This is a genomic window from Leptothoe sp. LEGE 181152 (genome assembly GCF_032906605.1).
Lineage (GTDB): Bacteria > Cyanobacteriota > Cyanobacteriia > Phormidesmidales > Phormidesmidaceae > Leptothoe > Leptothoe turfae.
Map to the genome: position 1 here is coordinate 97,711 of NZ_JASATU010000016.1, position 15,717 is coordinate 113,427.

General features: G+C 50.1%; 9 protein-coding genes. All 9 read left to right on the forward strand.

What is annotated here, in order from left to right; translation table 11 throughout:
- Nucleotides 1-432: 432 nt before the first annotated feature.
- Nucleotides 433-855, forward strand: a complete 423-nt coding sequence (locus QGP82_RS08205; RefSeq protein WP_163665489.1) for a GPW/gp25 family protein — start codon at nucleotides 433-435, stop codon at nucleotides 853-855.
- An 80-nt stretch (nucleotides 856-935) separates the two neighbouring features.
- Nucleotides 936-3,185, forward strand: a complete 2,250-nt coding sequence (locus QGP82_RS08210) for a putative baseplate assembly protein (RefSeq protein ID WP_499058298.1) — start codon at nucleotides 936-938, stop codon at nucleotides 3,183-3,185.
- An 11-nt stretch (nucleotides 3,186-3,196) separates the two neighbouring features.
- Entirely contained in the window at nucleotides 3,197-4,252 is a 1,056-nt protein-coding gene (locus QGP82_RS08215) for a phage tail protein (protein ID WP_499058300.1), read from the forward strand.
- Nucleotides 4,253-4,334: 82 nt separating this feature from the next.
- Nucleotides 4,335-5,633, forward strand: coding sequence for a hypothetical protein (locus tag QGP82_RS08220; RefSeq protein WP_499058302.1), 1,299 nt, complete (start codon nucleotides 4,335-4,337; stop codon nucleotides 5,631-5,633).
- A gap of 5 nt (nucleotides 5,634-5,638) precedes the next feature.
- A complete protein-coding gene (locus QGP82_RS08225; RefSeq protein ID WP_499058304.1) occupies nucleotides 5,639-7,930 on the forward strand; it encodes a WD40 repeat domain-containing protein in 2,292 nt (763 codons plus the stop codon).
- Between the two features lie 54 nt (nucleotides 7,931-7,984).
- Nucleotides 7,985-10,555 carry a COG1470 family protein gene (locus QGP82_RS08230; protein WP_499058306.1) on the forward strand — a complete coding sequence of 857 codons (2,571 nt, stop codon included), beginning with the start codon at nucleotides 7,985-7,987 and terminating at the stop codon, nucleotides 10,553-10,555.
- 64 nt (nucleotides 10,556-10,619) lie between these two features.
- The gene (locus tag QGP82_RS08235) at nucleotides 10,620-12,035 is read left to right on the forward strand and encodes a cache domain-containing protein (RefSeq protein WP_499058308.1); all 1,416 of its coding nucleotides are present in this window, start codon (nucleotides 10,620-10,622) and stop codon (nucleotides 12,033-12,035) included.
- 231 nt (nucleotides 12,036-12,266) lie between these two features.
- The gene (locus QGP82_RS08240; protein WP_499058310.1) at nucleotides 12,267-13,943 is read left to right on the forward strand and encodes a tetratricopeptide repeat protein; all 1,677 of its coding nucleotides are present in this window, start codon (nucleotides 12,267-12,269) and stop codon (nucleotides 13,941-13,943) included.
- A 280-nt stretch (nucleotides 13,944-14,223) separates the two neighbouring features.
- Entirely contained in the window at nucleotides 14,224-15,480 is a 1,257-nt protein-coding gene (locus QGP82_RS08245) for a hypothetical protein (RefSeq protein WP_163665505.1), read from the forward strand.
- Nucleotides 15,481-15,717 lie beyond the last annotated feature (237 nt).

Below are 15,717 nucleotides of genomic sequence, written 5' to 3' on the forward strand. Positions count from 1 at the left end.
CTCAAAGTTACAGACACTCTCCATTTTTTAACTTATCTAACAATTAACGGCTGAACGGTAATCAAATAGAGTCAATTCCAAAACATCTGTAAAAGAAATGCTAGTTATCTAAAACATGTCTATTATTAGGAAAAATCTCTAAACGAAATCAAGTAATCGCCATCCTGTAATACGTCACTGTTTTTCAGTTAGCGAGAAGTCTACATCCTTGTTCTTATCTGGTTTGGACATAACTGGTTCTCCTTGAATAAGGGGAGCCATTGCCGCCATTGCCGATGTTAATAATCTTCCAGATGTGTATATACGGTAGCTGCTTAAGGAGAGGTAGTTGTTAAACATCAATTCAAACTTTACATAACTCAGTATTATGTTTTGTACTATTCCTATTCCCTTTTGAGATATCCCATGTAATTGTTAGTGGATGCATGCCCTATGGCGTCAGTTCAAGACCCGTCACAAAAACGACGACACATCCTAGGCGAAGGCTGGGGATTTCCCATGCGATTAACCAAGCAAGGAAGTTTTCAGCTAAGTCATGACTATCGCAACCTGGAAGAATCTATCGTTATTATCTTAGGAACGCGTATCGGAGAACGACTTTATCGACCTGATTTTGGTTCTCGACTCCATGAACTTGTTTTTGCCCCCCTCAACGATGACACCTTGTTATTGGCTCAAATTTATGCCCGTGAAGCCTTACAACAATGGGAGCCCCGCATCAAAATTGATGCGGTGACGGCGGATCCTTTGCCAGATGCGTCTAGTTTACAGATTACGGTGCACTATCGTATTCGCAAAACTCACCATCGTCGCAGTTTGGTTTATCCGTTTTATCTCACTCCGGTTGAGGGGTAATAAAGTAAAAATTGAACAGTAAAAAGTAAAAATTGAAAAAAATCTTCCTCCCCCTCTCCCCCGCCCCCTAAAGCTCTACAATGGAATTCGACTTCCTCCCAAAGCTCCCCAACTCCAACCTTGACGACCGTCAGTTCAAAGAACTGGTGGAAGAATGTTTGTTGCGCATTCCCCGCTACTGTCCGGAGTGGACCAACCATAATCCTAGTGATCCGGGGATCACCATGGTGGAGTTGTTTGGCTGGCTGACGGATCAAATGATGATGCGGTTTAACCAGGTGCCGCGACGTCACTATGTTGCTTTTTTAGAATTACTGGGCATTCGCTTACAACCGCCGGTACCGGCACAGACGGCACTTACCTTTTATTTATCTGCCAGTTTGCCAGAGCCCTATACCATTCCAGCCTCAGTGGCCGTGGCCACCGCACGGACGGAGACGGAAGAGGCAATTATTTTTAGTACCGACGGTCCCCTCACCGTGGGGCTACCCCATATCCGTCATCTGTTAACGGCAGAGACCGACGAACTGCAGCCGACAGCACTACAGGATCGCCTGTCGGTACGCTGGTCTCGCCAGCCCAACGGTCGTTGGACCGGGGCAGAGCAGGAGATTTTTAGCCCCACGCCCCAACCTGGCAATTGTTTTTATGTGGTGCTTGATGCTGACCAGGCGCTAGACGGCAACGTTGTTGCGTTACATGTAGAGGGCGAGGCGGCTACACCCACCGGCCTGTTGCCCGCAGCACCGCCCCGTCGCTGGGAGGCTTGGAATGGTGAGACCTGGGTCTCTACGATATTGATGCAGGAAACTGACGATGAAACCCACGGGTTTAGTTTTTACAATTCCGGCAGTGACAGTGCGGTGCAACAGGGGGAAATTGTCTTACATTTGCCCCAACATTTTCCAGCCACAGACTTTGCTGGTCATCGGGGACGGTGGATTCGGTGTGTCTGCACTGAGCCGATGGTAGGAACAACGGCCTATGGCAGTTCTCCTCGCTTGATTAGTGTGGCGGCTCGGTCCACGGGGGGCACGGTCAATGCCCACCAATGTGAGACCATCCACAATGAACTGCTGGGGGAAAGTAATGGCCAGTCGGGACAAACGTTTCAGTTGCAAAGTACGCCGATTTTGCCGCGCCAGGGTTCAGAGTCTTTGGTGGCCACCTTAACCAATGGTCTACAGCAAGTGTGGCAGGAGGTATCTGACTTTGCTGAGTCGGGACCGGAAGATCTCCACTACACCTTAGATTCACTAACGGGTTTAATCCAGTTTGGTCCCTTGATCCGTGAACCGGCCCAGTTAAAAACTGCCACCCAGCTACGCGCCCACCAACAGTCTTTCCATGCTTCTGGTGCGGCGGCTGTGTTGGCCGCTTCTCCCCAATTGCTAGAACGACAGCATGGGGTTGTGCCCCCTAGAGGGGCGGTGCTGACTATGCGGGCCTATCGCACCGGCGGCGGCCAACAGGGCAATGTGCAAGCCAATACACTGCGGGTGATTAAGTCGGCTGTACCCTATGTGGCATCTGTGACCAACTATCGGGCTGCCCTCTATGGCGCTGATGCGGAATCCCTGGAGTCCGCCGTATTGCGGGTACCTAAATTGTTGCGCACTCGCGATCGCGCCGTCACCGCCGAAGATTTTGAAGCCTTGGCCTTAGAAGCAGGTGCAGGCACTGTGGCCCGCAGTCTCTGCCCCCATGCACTCAACGACAAACCTGGCATCATCACTGTTGTTGTTGTGCCCAAAACCAACCTGGGGGACCTTGACACGGGTCTAGGTATTTCCCCCGAAGCGCTGGGTCTCACGCCAGAGCTCAGCCAAACCGTGCTCAACTATCTCAACGAACGACGTCCCCTGGGGTTGCAGGTAAAGCTTGTATCTCCTAATTATGTGGGGGTGAGTGTGACCACCGAAGTGGCTCTGGATCCTAGCTACAGTTCACCAGAAGCGGAACAGGCCATACTACAGGAGCTGCAGGTGGCCCTATATCGATTCTTAAACCCATTGACCGGTGGCCCCCAGGGAGAAGGCTGGCCCTTTGGTACCCCCGTCTATCCGTCAGATATCATTACGCTATTGCAAACCATGACCGGGGTACGATATCTGGGCGCAGTGACCCTATACGAAATTCGACAACAACGTCGGCAGCAGGCCGCAGACCAGAGCACAGATCAGAGTACAGATCAGAGTACAGACCAAGAAACGGAATGGGTACGGCGGCTGGCTCCAGACAACGTCGTCACCCCCGATCCCCTGGGTCTCATCTGTTCCTGGAACGACGCTCAGCTGTCTACTGGCCATACCATTAGGGTCATTCGTTAGGGGGACGTACCATGGCACAGACCCAAACTGGACGCATGATCGACCTTGAGTTGGTGCCCTTGCAGGAACCAGATCTTGCCTCTAGCTCGGCAATTAGCTTTTCCCCCTCTAGCACATTGTCTCGCATCGCCACTCCCCGCCCCCTGCCATCCTCCCTCACAACCCAGCTACAGCTACAACCAGGAGAACCCAATGAGTTGGTGGTACGAATAAAAAATCGAGGGGACGCGAACCTCACACTTCAGTTTACGATCATGGGAGATATTCCCTCAGGCTGGTGCCAGATTCACACAGAAGGCTCGACACTGCCTGCGCACCATCAAATGGAGACGGTATTTTACTTTGTTAGTCCAACGGATTTTTTTGAACGCCCCCTCTCCCCCAGTCAATTACCCCTACGCTTAGATTACAAAGGCCAACTTAAAGTCACCGCCAGTTCCCAACGGGGTGATGCCGAAGAACATCTCACCCCCTTTCAACTCTTAGTACGTCCCCCCAGTAAATATCTAGACCTTTTACCCGATATTTACCGCCGCACCGATATTGTCGGTCGATTTCTCAAAATCTTTGAGACCACCTTTGAACCCACCGTTGATATTCTGGACCACCTGTGGGCCTATCTAGATCCACTGACCGCCCCGCGCGCGATGCTGCCGTTTTTGGCCCATTGGGTGGGTTGGTCATTTCAGGTGCCCCTGAGCCTGGAACAACAACGGATGCTAATTCGCTACGCCATGGAGATTTACCGATGGCGTGGCACCCGACGAGGATTACGGTTTTATCTACACCTGGCCAGCGGCTTGCCCCTGGATGAACATATTCCCGACGAATCCCAAAAAGCCATTGGCATCCACGAGACCTTTAGCCCAGGCCATGTATTGGGCCAAGCCGTCATCGGCACCTCAGCAATCTTAGGAGGCAGCCGTCCCTGTCACTTTTCTGTACGACTACGCCCCCCCGAGAACCATCCCCTGGATGAATCCTTAATTCGTACCATCATTGACCAGGAAAAGCCTGCCTTTTGTAGCTACGATCTTGTGATTGAAGCTGGGGTGGACAGTAGTTGAAGTAAAAGTAACAAGTAGCGAGTAGTGAATCAGACTCTCTCACTCCTACCTCTTACTTTTTACTTTTTACTTCCTCTCCCCCATGCCCCTCCAACCCCTCCAACGTCTCCACGTCAACGACGGTTTACTGATTACGGCCAACCTGTGGCAGGTGGCCCACAGCTACCATCAAACCCGTCAGACCATCCACTATCAGTCGCTACACCAGGGAGGTATTGTCGATGGCCTGGGGGTGTGTGTAGCTGAGATTCCAGAGCAAGCATCCAGTCGCTATCGCCATCCGCGATGGTTGACGATTCAACCAGGGCTGGCGATAGATGGCCAGGGTAACCCCATTGTTGTCTCTTGTCCTGAGAGTTGTTATCTGTCGGCCCAGCCCACCGAAGAAACCACAATTTATATTGTGCTCAAGCATTCGGAACAGGCCTCCCAAATGGAAGCAGAAATCGTTCAGGATGCGTTTCAGATTATTGAAAAAGATGTGCCTGCTGAGGCAGATGAGGTAGAGCTTTGTCGGGTACGATTGGGGCCAGGGTTACAGGCGCTCACTAACCCAGACAATGTCTTTTCCCCTGATGTTAATCAGCTAGATTTACGTCATCGCCAACCGGTTCAGGCTCGTTCATCCCTCACCTGTGGAGTCGATTTATGGTCATCCTCGTCTAACAATGTGGCTCAGTTTCAGGCGTTATTTGCCGCCTTACCGAGCCTCGCCCCTAGACTCCAGGGGCACATGGTGGATACCCCCCTAACAGGGGACCTCAGCTACATTGACTACGATGAGTTTTGTCGTACACCCCGTCCCCATCAGCACCGGCTGGCTGACTACCTAAAGCAGGGCGGGGTGTTGCTCATCGAGGCAATTGTGGATCATGATGTCTTGGACCTGTATCAGGCCGAGCTAGAACTGCAGCAGGCCATCGCCGCTACCCCCGCCCACAGTGCTCCATCATTGCGAGAAAGTGCTCAAGCAGAATTAAGTACCCTGCAAACTTGCATTGCCGACGAAGTGGCTAACCTGGCCGCACCCATTCATACATTTCTAGAGATTGAAGGACTGTCAGCCACCGTTAGCACAGCAACAGCGGCGGATAGGGTGCGTCAGGGAGAGTTTTCCCTGGTGCAGACCCAGCCCTTTCACTTTAGCCATTTGCCAACGGTGCAGCGGCGGCCCATTGGGCTATATCGCTGGGGTGGGGTGGTGCTGTTAATGGGGCCATTACTCCAGGCCTGGGGTGCCAATGATGACCTATATCTCGATCGAGAAGAGATTCGTGCGGCCCAGGAATTTGGCGTTAATCTCCTTACGTTTGCTGCCCGTCATCGTCAGCTCCACCAGTGGCTGATGGCCGATTCATCCCCTCGTTCTCAACCGGTCTAAGACCCATGGCTACCCAGATTTTGACCCAGCTATCTACCCAGTCTCTTCAAGTTGGCGACGGCCATGACCAGTTTGAGGTGATGGTCAATAATCTCAGTAATCGTTTTGCCACCTTTACCCTGGAGCTATCGGCACCTGGCATTAGGCCTAATGCCAGCCCTGATTGGTATCGCCTGACGCCGGATATCTCTGCCAAGATTCCAGCCGGGGATCAGGCTAATTTTATTGTTAATCTCTTGGCTTTGCCCCCCATTGCCGGTGGCTTCACTGGCAAGATGAAGCTCAATGTGAATGTCACCTGTTTAGAATTGGGAGAAAAAGATCGACAAAGTATCAATTTAGAGGTTAAAGGCCCAGGCAGTATTCCCCTGGAAATCTCCATGGCGACAACGGAATTTCAGGGCAAACCAGGGGAGCTTATTGATATTCCGGTAGTGATTAAAAACTGTCAGCGTAATACGGCCAACCTGCAAGTAGAGCTAACGGGTTTAAACCAGAACTGGTTAATTGATGGCCATAAACGACGGCTACAGCTGCCGCCCCAGGGCCGATCTGAGCTGTTATTTATCTGCCAACTGCCCGATCTCAGTGAAGCGATCCACGGAGACTATGGGTTTCAGGTGGAGGCGCGTCAAATTCAGGCTCAGCCGGTACAGCAGGCGGCTACCTTGACCGTGTTACCCGTGGGCTCTTTGCTCTTTGACTGTGACCTGGCAACGGTGAATCCCAAGCTGCATAAAGACCCTAGGGAGATGGATGAGGTCGATGACGTTGAGCTGTGGGAGGTGCGATCGCACCTCCCTTCCTCTCCCACCCATAACCCCCGATCCAGATCTACCAAAGCCTCTAAATCCAAAACCTACAGAATCACCCTGGACAACGCCAGCAATGTAGTACAGTCCGTCAGACTCAACATAAACCGCATCGATATCCCCTGGTTCAAGCGATTGCAGTCATTCCTACGACGCACCGTTCCCACCCCAGCTCGCACCACCCCCCATTGCCTGCACCTAAGACCATCTCAGGTTGATCTCAAACCTGGAGAAGTCACCACCCTGGCCTTAAACATCAAACCCAAGGTCCCCTGGTGGGGATGGCGACGCCGACAACAGTTTCAGCTCCACCCCCAACTGCAAGAAACTATCGTTGACCCTCCGGAACACCAGATTCGGCTTGCGGTCCCCCCTAGAGTTCCATTTTGGCTGCAATGTTTAGGACTGCTCTTAATGGCACTAGGTCTAAGGTGGTTCTACCAACATTTATCTGACCATAAAGGCCCCGTTAATAGCGTGCAATTTGACGGGCAAGCCAGCATGGTCATTAGCGGCTCCAATGACAATACCATTGGCCGTTGGCAGCTCTTTCGCCAACTCCGAAAGAGTCAACTCCAACGGTTAAATAAGCTGCCCCCGAACAAAGCAATGCAAGAAAAGGCGGTGCGAGTCGTTCACTACCGTCCTCGTAACAATAATATTCTGGCAGCTGGGCTAGAAAATGGAGAAATTCAACTGTGGGATTTACTCGCGGAAACCAATAAACCAATGGTCTTCCAGCCAGACGATCGCGTCTTTGACCTACAATTTAGCGCTGATTCCCGCAGTTTGTTTAGCGCCCACGGTAGTGGGCTAGTTTTACGCTGGTATCTACCAGACCTAGACAATCGCCCTAGACTTTCGACACCGGCTCAACAACAACAGTTTAACTTTGCCGTTCAGGCCATGGCCCCCACAAGCCTTGCCCCTGAGCAAGGGATCCTCTTCAATAAAACACCTGCACCGGAAGATCCCTTAGCCCTGGTCATTGGCGGTCGCCGCAATCAGCTCAAGCTATGGGATCCCCAAACTGACCAAATCAGCTCTATCCCCTATGCTACAGGTCAAGAAGACAATTACATTACCAGCCTAGACACCGCTAACAATAAGCCAACGCGCCTGGCAGTTGCCGATAACCAGGGTCGCATTAGTCTCTGGAATCTTAACCAGTGCTGGACCGACAATGCCAATTGTTCACCCACCGACCAGTGGACAGATGGTCACCAAGAGCGTCCCGTCAATGCCATCGCCCTCACCCAAGATGCCTGTTATCTCGTCAGCGGCGGTGCCGATGGTCGAGTCATCCTGTGGCGTCTCAACCCTTCAGGTTTAGTAATGGACAAAAAACAAATTGCCAAGTTTTCAAAACCCATCAACAGCGTCGATATTGCCCAAAAGGAGAACACACTAGCCATTGTCAGTGGCAGCGACACCCATCAAGTCAATCTGCGCCAAACAAAAGCCGACAACCCCGCCTGCCCCTAAGATCCATACTCGCTACTCGTTACTTTTTAATATTACCTCCCCCTTCCCTCCGCCATGACTCGCTATTCTGTTCCAATGGCAGCATTGCCCACAGTCGCCCTTCAACAGGAATCTACCACCGATCCAATTGGTGTGGTAATCTCGTCATCCGGACAGGACCAGGTACTCCCAGGGAATTGTTTTGACATCAACGTTACCATTAGCAATCAAGGAGATAAAAGTGCCGTTATTGACATTTTCCTAGATGAGTTACCCGTCGCCATTCATCCCTGGTGTCCCCTTACCCAAACTCAGCTAGCCTTAGACCCAGGGGAACGAGAAGACGTCACCTTTCACTTTGATGTCCCCCCCAACGCCCTGACAGGCAGTTATCACTATTGGCTAGTGGTGGACGCACCAGCACATTATCCTGGGAAAGCGCCCCACCGTTATCAACATCATTTAAACGTGCTGCCCCCCTCCCAGGAAAGCCCCCAGGAGAACACACCCACCTTTGCGGTGGAACCGGTCACTACCCACCTCAAACCCATCAAGGTGCTTCCCGGCAACCCCCTCCAGTTTCAAGTATATGTCTACAATCGTTCAGATCGGGTCGATCGGTTTCGACTGTTTTGCCCCGACCTACCCGAAGACTGGGTCACCATTAATTATCCTCAAGGATTTCGCACACCGGGCTTAGCCGTTGTTGAAACCCAGTTAGATCTCAACCCAGACATGGAAGGGGTGATTTTACTCACCCTCACGCCTCCAGTTAGGGCTCTGGCCCAAACCATGTTGGTCACCCTCCAGGTAAAATCTGAAAACAATCCTAAGCTTAAGCTACTGGATGTTCTCTATCTACAGATTGAGCCGTTTTACGAAGTAACCACCCATTTTCGTACCCTGGTCAGCCGCATTCAACAACAATCAGGGCTGTACAGCATCCAGACAACAAACCAAGGCAACACCGAGAGAACCCTGGATTTTCAGGTGATTGGGTTAGAAGGTGGAAATCTTTGCGAGTATACCCTCCGACCAGAATCCCTGACCCTCGCCCCCCAACAAACCCTGGTGAGTGAGGTCATCGTCCAACCCAAAAATCCATGGAAACAACCTCTGTTTGGTGGCGGTCGCGTCATCCAATTTGAAGTCATTGCCACAGACCCCGACAAAAAGCCATTGGTCGAGAACCCAATGCAGGGGCTACTGATGTGGGAGGCTCGCCCCTGGTGGCAGATTTTGCCCTTTATCCTGTTATTAATTGGCTCCTTTATCGGCTTAATGTGGCTGGCCTGGTGGTTGTTTATTCATCCGCCTGCCCAGGCTAAGGTACTACGCTTTGCCACCGAAAGTAGCGCCTATGAGGCCATTAATGGCGATACAGTGTCTGTGGGCTTTGAAATTAGCCACCCTGGCCGTATTCAACAGCTAGAAATTATGGGTCAGTCGGCGGAGGGGGATCTGTTGAGTGGTCCCCTAATCTATGACCTGAGTGGTAAAACCTTACCGCCAGAACTGGAATCTTTTTGCATCGAACGGAGACAGTCTCTGACCTGTCGCAATGTTCGCACCGATGCTAGACGGGCCGGAGAGTACCAATTTATTCTCAATGTGATTCCTAAACCTGGACGCAATGCCACCCCCACCCAGGCCCAGGCTCCTCTTGTTGCGATCGCACCCATCCCACGACCCAGCATCTTAGAGTTGGTGCCATCCCAAATGAACTATGTGGAAGCCCCCCCGGTTCAGCCTTCGGATAATCAGACCGCTGCCACAGCTGTTCCGAGTAATGCAGACACTGATGAAGCGACCAGTAGATCAGCTAACGAATCAGACAGTAGCGATCGCAAGCCACTACCATCGCTCGAAGAAGATCCCTATATTGTCAGGGCAAACTGGAACATCAGCCATCCCGAACAACTTATGGGCCTGCGGCTAATTGTGCGAGATGCCCAAAAAGCCGTTGCACTGCCTCCCCAAATATTTGATTTTCAAGAGGGTATCCCCGATGAACTAGAAGATTTTTGCGACATTAACCAAAACAGTATTTTAGCGTGTAGCAACGTGCCAACAGGCCTGAAGCAAGCTGGAGCCCACACCATCGAGTTGGGTGCTATTCCCAAAACAACATCCTCCACAGAAGAACCGATTTTAGCCACCACAGATCCTATTCAAGTACAGGCAAGGCCACCTCAGGTGATTCAGTTTACCCTTAATGGAGACCCTATCCTGGCCGAGAAAGCAGACTATTTATTACCTGTTGACGAAGGGGAGGGCCTCATGGAAATTGTATTGGGGTGGGAAGTGGAAAATAATCCAGGAACTCAAGTGATGTTGATGCCCGCCCCAGGCAATGTGGAAACCCAGGGAACTTTATTTGTGCCCTTAAGTCCTGACCCCGGTAAAAATGTCTTTTCACTACAGGTAACCAATTCAGCCGGAGAATCACTAACGCGATCGCTCACCATTACCACCTATGATCCCACACCTGAAAACCCCACCATCATTGTTAATACTGAGGATGGCGACCAGGCTGCCGATGGTGCCAGCGAGGGTGGAGGAGAGGCTGGTCAGAGCAGCGGACCACCAGTACGCTCTCGTCCAGGAACCGTTTCTCCTGTGGAACTACCTCCCCAATTTGAGTGATTCTCGACTGACGTTTAACGATCTGCATTGGTCATCATAATTTATCAACATCTTTAGAAAAATCATGTCAACGTTAGAGCCATTTCCATTCGAATCCTACGGGGAATCGCCAACCCGCGCCTCCCAAGGACCGGCTATTTCCATCCGATGGATTTTGCCTTTATTGGTTGTTGCTCCAGTAATCATTGGCATTGCTCTAACGGGTTGGTTCGCCTATAGAAGTGGCCGAAGTGCCGTTGAAGAAACCGTCAACCAAATCACTACAGAGGTTGCAAATAACATCCAGACAGAAGTCATCAGATACCTTGAAGTATCCATCGTGGCATCAAAAATGTTAGTGGCTGAGGTCAATAGTGAGGTCCTTAACATTCAAGATATGGCTACACTCACCAACTATCTTGAGGAAACTCGAGAAGTCTTCCAAACGACACAAACGAGTGAGAATATTGCCAACCTTTTTTATGCCAATGAAGCCGGAAAGCATGCCACCAGCCAGCCAGACTCCACCAGCTTCGATCGACGGGAACGCCCCTGGTATAAAGCTGCTGAAAAAGCTCGAAAAGCCATCTGGGCAGAAGTCTATAACGATAAAAAAACCTCCGAATTAGTCTTGACTCGGTCAATTCCCATTGATAATCAAGCCGGGAATCTAGAAGGTGTTTTTGGAATTGACATCAAGCTCAATTCCCTGAGTAATTTTCTTAAAGAATTAAATGTGGGCAAATCAGGTCAGGCATTTATTTTAGAAATGGTAGATGATCAGCAGTCTACAGGAGAACTTATCGCCACCCCTGAGGACGAGGATCTATTTGTAAAACAGTCGGGAAGAAATAACACCATTAGTGCTAAAGAAAGTACAAATAAGTTAGTTAGAGAAACAGCAGACTATATTCTGGATAACAACAACGGTCTTCGACACCCAAATTGTAATTCAAACAGCCTTTCTAATGAAGAAATAAATAACCTAAGGAATGACAATTGTGAATTTAATATTGATGGGAAAAAACATCTAGTTCGTGTCAACTACCTTGGAGATAAAGATATCAACATTAAGTGGCTGATTGTAGTCACCATTCCTCAGCAGGATTATATGGGGGCCATCAATGGCATTGTCCGAAAGGCACTATTAATCGGAGTTGTTATTACCGTGCTTGCCTCACTGCTGGCGTTAGTAGGCGCAATGTATATTATTCGCCCCATTAAAAAGCTAAACCAGGCTGCCGATGATATTAAACAACATCAGTTTGATCCTCAAACCCTGGCAGATGTGAGGCAGCGTCCGGATGAGTTTAGTATCCTGGCCGATGTATTTGACGATATGGCAACGGTGGTGGTGAGTCGCGAACAAAGTTTGGCAGATCAGGTAAAACAGCTGGAGACAGAGAAATTACAGTATCGGAGCACAGGAGATAAACGTTACTCTTTGGATGTAGCATTGCGCCATGCGAAACAGGTACGCAGTCGATATAGCCAGCGGTAACCCCACCCAGAGCCCATCCCAAGAGGGGGGAAGTAATCGATTGGTGGCATAGGGTTTGTCAACTCTTTTATTTAGTGAGAAAGATATAATTATCGTTAATAATACGCCCCTCAGCATAGCCCAGGCATTTTACAATATGTTCAAACTATAGACTTTTACCCAATGTCCAATTTACTGCAACTCAGGTTTGTAACAGGTTTGGCTACGCTTCGTAGTGCCACTTGCTGTGCAATGTCAGTGGCAGTAAGCTGTCTATGCTTATCTGTTGCTTGGGCGCAGGAATCACCATTGGGAGAAGCGATTGAAGATTTTGAATACTGGCAGGATCTTTGTCAACTCCACATTAGTGCGGCAGAGGATAAGGCTGCTGAAGAAGAAGAAAAAGAAGAATATGCTAAAGCGCTGATGGCCTGTGAACAGGCGATTGCCCTCGAACCTGAAGATGCCAACATCTGGGTACTACATAGTAGTATATTACTCAATACTCAAAAATATCCAGAATCGATTTCATCAGCCAATCGGGCCTTACTCTTCGACCCAGAACATTCGCTAGCCATTACCTATCAGTGTGTTGCCTATAGCGCCCTCAAACAAACCGAAACTGCCTTAGATCATTGTAATCAGGCCCTGCGGATCAATGGTAACTGGGGTAATGAGAATCCGGCCCTTGCCTGGTTATATCGCGGTGTCATTCTGGCCCAAGAAGAAGAGTATGGGCGCGCACTGGTGGCTTATGAACGCACGCTACTGTTAGAACCCGAGTATTCCTTTGCTTTGGCCCGTAAATGTGACGCCCATTTTGCATTGCAACAGGCCTCTCTAGCACTAGAGTCATGCAATGCAGCATTGGGCGTCAATCAAGACTGGGGCGAAGCTAGTCCGGCTATGGTGTGGACAACCATTGGAAAAACCCATACCCAGTTGGAACTATATAATGAGGCAATTGCTGCCTATGACCAGGCCCTCAATCTGGATCCCATGAGTGCCGTAACCTGGGTGGCCCAGGGACAGGTATTAGCACAGCTCAAGCAGACTGAAGAGTCGTTGGTTTCCTTTGTACAGGCCGTAGGTATCAAGGCAGATTTTGCAGACGCGTTGTTGGGCCAATGTATGGCTTTAAATCGGTTAGCGGTGGACGCCGAGGTGAAAGAACAAGGGAAACTATATGAACAGTCTTTAACCGCTTGCGAAGCAGCATTGGCAGGGGATAGTGACTGGGGAGAGAATAGCCCTGCTAATGCATGGCATGAGCGCAGCATTGCCTTAACGGGTACCGGTAAATATGACGAAGCCCTGGCCTCGATTAATCGGGCGGTGGGAATAGATCCGAGATATGTGGAGGCTTATAACCAACGGAGTATTGTTTATTGGTATTTAAAGGATTATGGTCGGGCTTTAGAAGCAAATCAGCAGGCTTTGGCCATTGATGCGACCTATGACCATGGTTGGTTTACCCGTGGGTTAATTTTTCGGGCACAAGAACAATATCTCCAAGCATTGGAAGCCTATAACCGGGGGTTGGGGTTAAACCCTTGGAATGATTGGGCCTGGACAAATCGCAGTTTGGTTTTGTGGGAGTTGGGGGATTATGAGGAGGCTATAGTCTCGGCAGAAGAGGCTCTAAATCTAAATGATGATTCGGTCCAGGCTTGGTATAACAGGGGAGCAGCTCAGTCGGCATTGAAGGACTATCGTGGGGCGATTGAGAGCTACGATGAAGTTCTGGATAGGGATGAGAAATATGCCGGTGCTTTGACGGGGCGAGGGGTGGCACGGTTTCATCTAGGAGAGCATGAGGATGCGATGATGGATTTACAAATGGCGTTGGCGTTGAATCCGGAGGATGAGTTGGCGCAGGAGACTTTGGAGGCGTTGAGTCTGGAGGGACAAGGGGAAGGTGATAAGTAAAATGAATGGGTGAAAATGTTGAGAACAGGGCGTCACCGTTTAGTGACGTTGGAAATTTACACAGAATCTATGTCAACGGGAGGGAGAGCTTGAAGTTTATGCTGGAGGTGATGGAGGGAAGGAGGGGTGCACATATACCGCTAAATCGGCGGTATATGTGCACCTTTTGAGTAATGACATAGTAGAAATAAACGGAATAGTGACGGTTACCGGCCATGTTATAGGCAATGAGGGAAGCCTATAACAACCATTAAATAGAAATTCAAACAAGGTTTGAGATATGTATGCACAAGTAGATAAAAAAAGAGGGAATAAGAGTCAGGCGGTTGCCAATTCTGTTGCTCAGAAGAAAAGTGACGTGAAGCAATGTTTTGGATTTGTGGATAATCGCTCCGCTGCCCTTCATCTCAAGAAACTGCAAGAAACCGCTGAAAACAATCTCCGTCACGCCGACCAGTTGGCGACGCAATTCAAAGGGAACAACGGGCAAGCGGAAATCAGCACAGGAGATTCGAATCAGTTTATGGCCAAGCGCGAGGCTATTCCTGACCCACCTGGGTCGTTTTCTAATGCTACGTCGGCAGAACCTGTGCAACGAAAACCGACAGAAGCGTTAGGAGCATCAATGTCCGCCAGGCGAGGGCCTATCCAGCGCAAGTGGGTCCCCTATGAAGGCAAAGATACTGAAGGTAAGCTCATGAAATGGGACAAGCCGATCGACAATAAGACGTGGTTCTGTGTCGAGGGCAAGGATTTGCTCTTCTACCAAGACAACTTAACTAAAAGCGAGAAGAAACCATACCTACAATGGCTCCAGGAAGGCTGGCTAGGGTTGACTGACTCCGCCTTGGCGCGCGACGCTAAGCGGAACGTCCAGGGTGGCGTCAATCCCAGACCAGAAACCACGAAAGAAAGCTATACCAAGATGGTAAACCAAGGCAAGGCGCTCTACGCGAGCATGGGTCACAAAAATAAATTGTCTAAGCCAAGGAAAGAATGGCAGCAGTACAAATCCGATAAGATGGAGCCAGATAACGCTATAGACCCCGTAACCAAAGAGTGGGGCATCAAGGTTGTCGTCAAGACTGGCTTCAAAGACACGTACTTCAATCGACTGCTTAAGGACACTGGCCACTACCAGAACTATTTCTACTTCCCGTCTGGAACGATTGTCGCCTCATCAAACTATCGAGCCCAGTCAGAAGAAAAGGAGCCCCTGACCAACAACGAAGTCATCTACCACCAGTTGCTGGAGGCAGCGAAAGTTGCAAAACAGAAGCCACAGGTAAAGACACTGATCCGCGATCACGTAGTCAACAAGACCCTCCAGCCAATCATCCGGCAGGTACGCAAGGATCGAGGCAACGGCGACCTCAAGTTCACCCCCAAGGATCCGATCTTCTTCGTGCTGTTGGCGACCCCCAATGTCAAGGCGGGTGTGTTCCTTGTCAACGACCGGGGTCACCTCATTGGGATCAAGACGATCACGGAGCTAGTACTCCTGAAGAAGGGAAGCGTCGAGATTCACTTCGGCTGATCTCGGTGGAATCCGTCCCGAACCAAACGAAAAGGACTGTAGGGTGAAATTGGACAGGCACGATTCCTGAAAGCTCATAACAAAACCTAAAAAATCATTAAAACGCTTTTTAGCTCAATTGTTACGTCGCATTTTGTAGTAGCCCGGTAGGGTGCAATACATTGCACCGCTTCAACCCATTTCGCTCCCGACGATCCTCTCCTCACTCCACAATCAATCTCTACAACCAAAGCCCCA

Bases quoted from the DNA above. Each gene is read 5' to 3' on its own strand.
- QGP82_RS08210 (WP_499058298.1), top strand. From the start codon at position 936: ATGGAATTCGACTTCCTCCCAAAGCTCCCCAACTCCAACCTTGACGAC.
- QGP82_RS08225 (WP_499058304.1), top strand. From the start codon at position 5,639: ATGGCTACCCAGATTTTGACCCAGCTATCTACCCAGTCTCTTCAAGTT.
- QGP82_RS08230 (WP_499058306.1), top strand. From the start codon at position 7,985: ATGACTCGCTATTCTGTTCCAATGGCAGCATTGCCCACAGTCGCCCTT.
- QGP82_RS08235 (WP_499058308.1), top strand. From the start codon at position 10,620: ATGTCAACGTTAGAGCCATTTCCATTCGAATCCTACGGGGAATCGCCA.
- QGP82_RS08205 (WP_163665489.1), top strand. From the start codon at position 433: ATGGCGTCAGTTCAAGACCCGTCACAAAAACGACGACACATCCTAGGC.
- QGP82_RS08220 (WP_499058302.1), top strand. From the start codon at position 4,335: ATGCCCCTCCAACCCCTCCAACGTCTCCACGTCAACGACGGTTTACTG.
- QGP82_RS08240 (WP_499058310.1), top strand. From the start codon at position 12,267: ATGTCAGTGGCAGTAAGCTGTCTATGCTTATCTGTTGCTTGGGCGCAG.
- QGP82_RS08245 (WP_163665505.1), top strand. From the start codon at position 14,224: ATGTATGCACAAGTAGATAAAAAAAGAGGGAATAAGAGTCAGGCGGTT.
- QGP82_RS08215 (WP_499058300.1), top strand. From the start codon at position 3,197: ATGGCACAGACCCAAACTGGACGCATGATCGACCTTGAGTTGGTGCCC.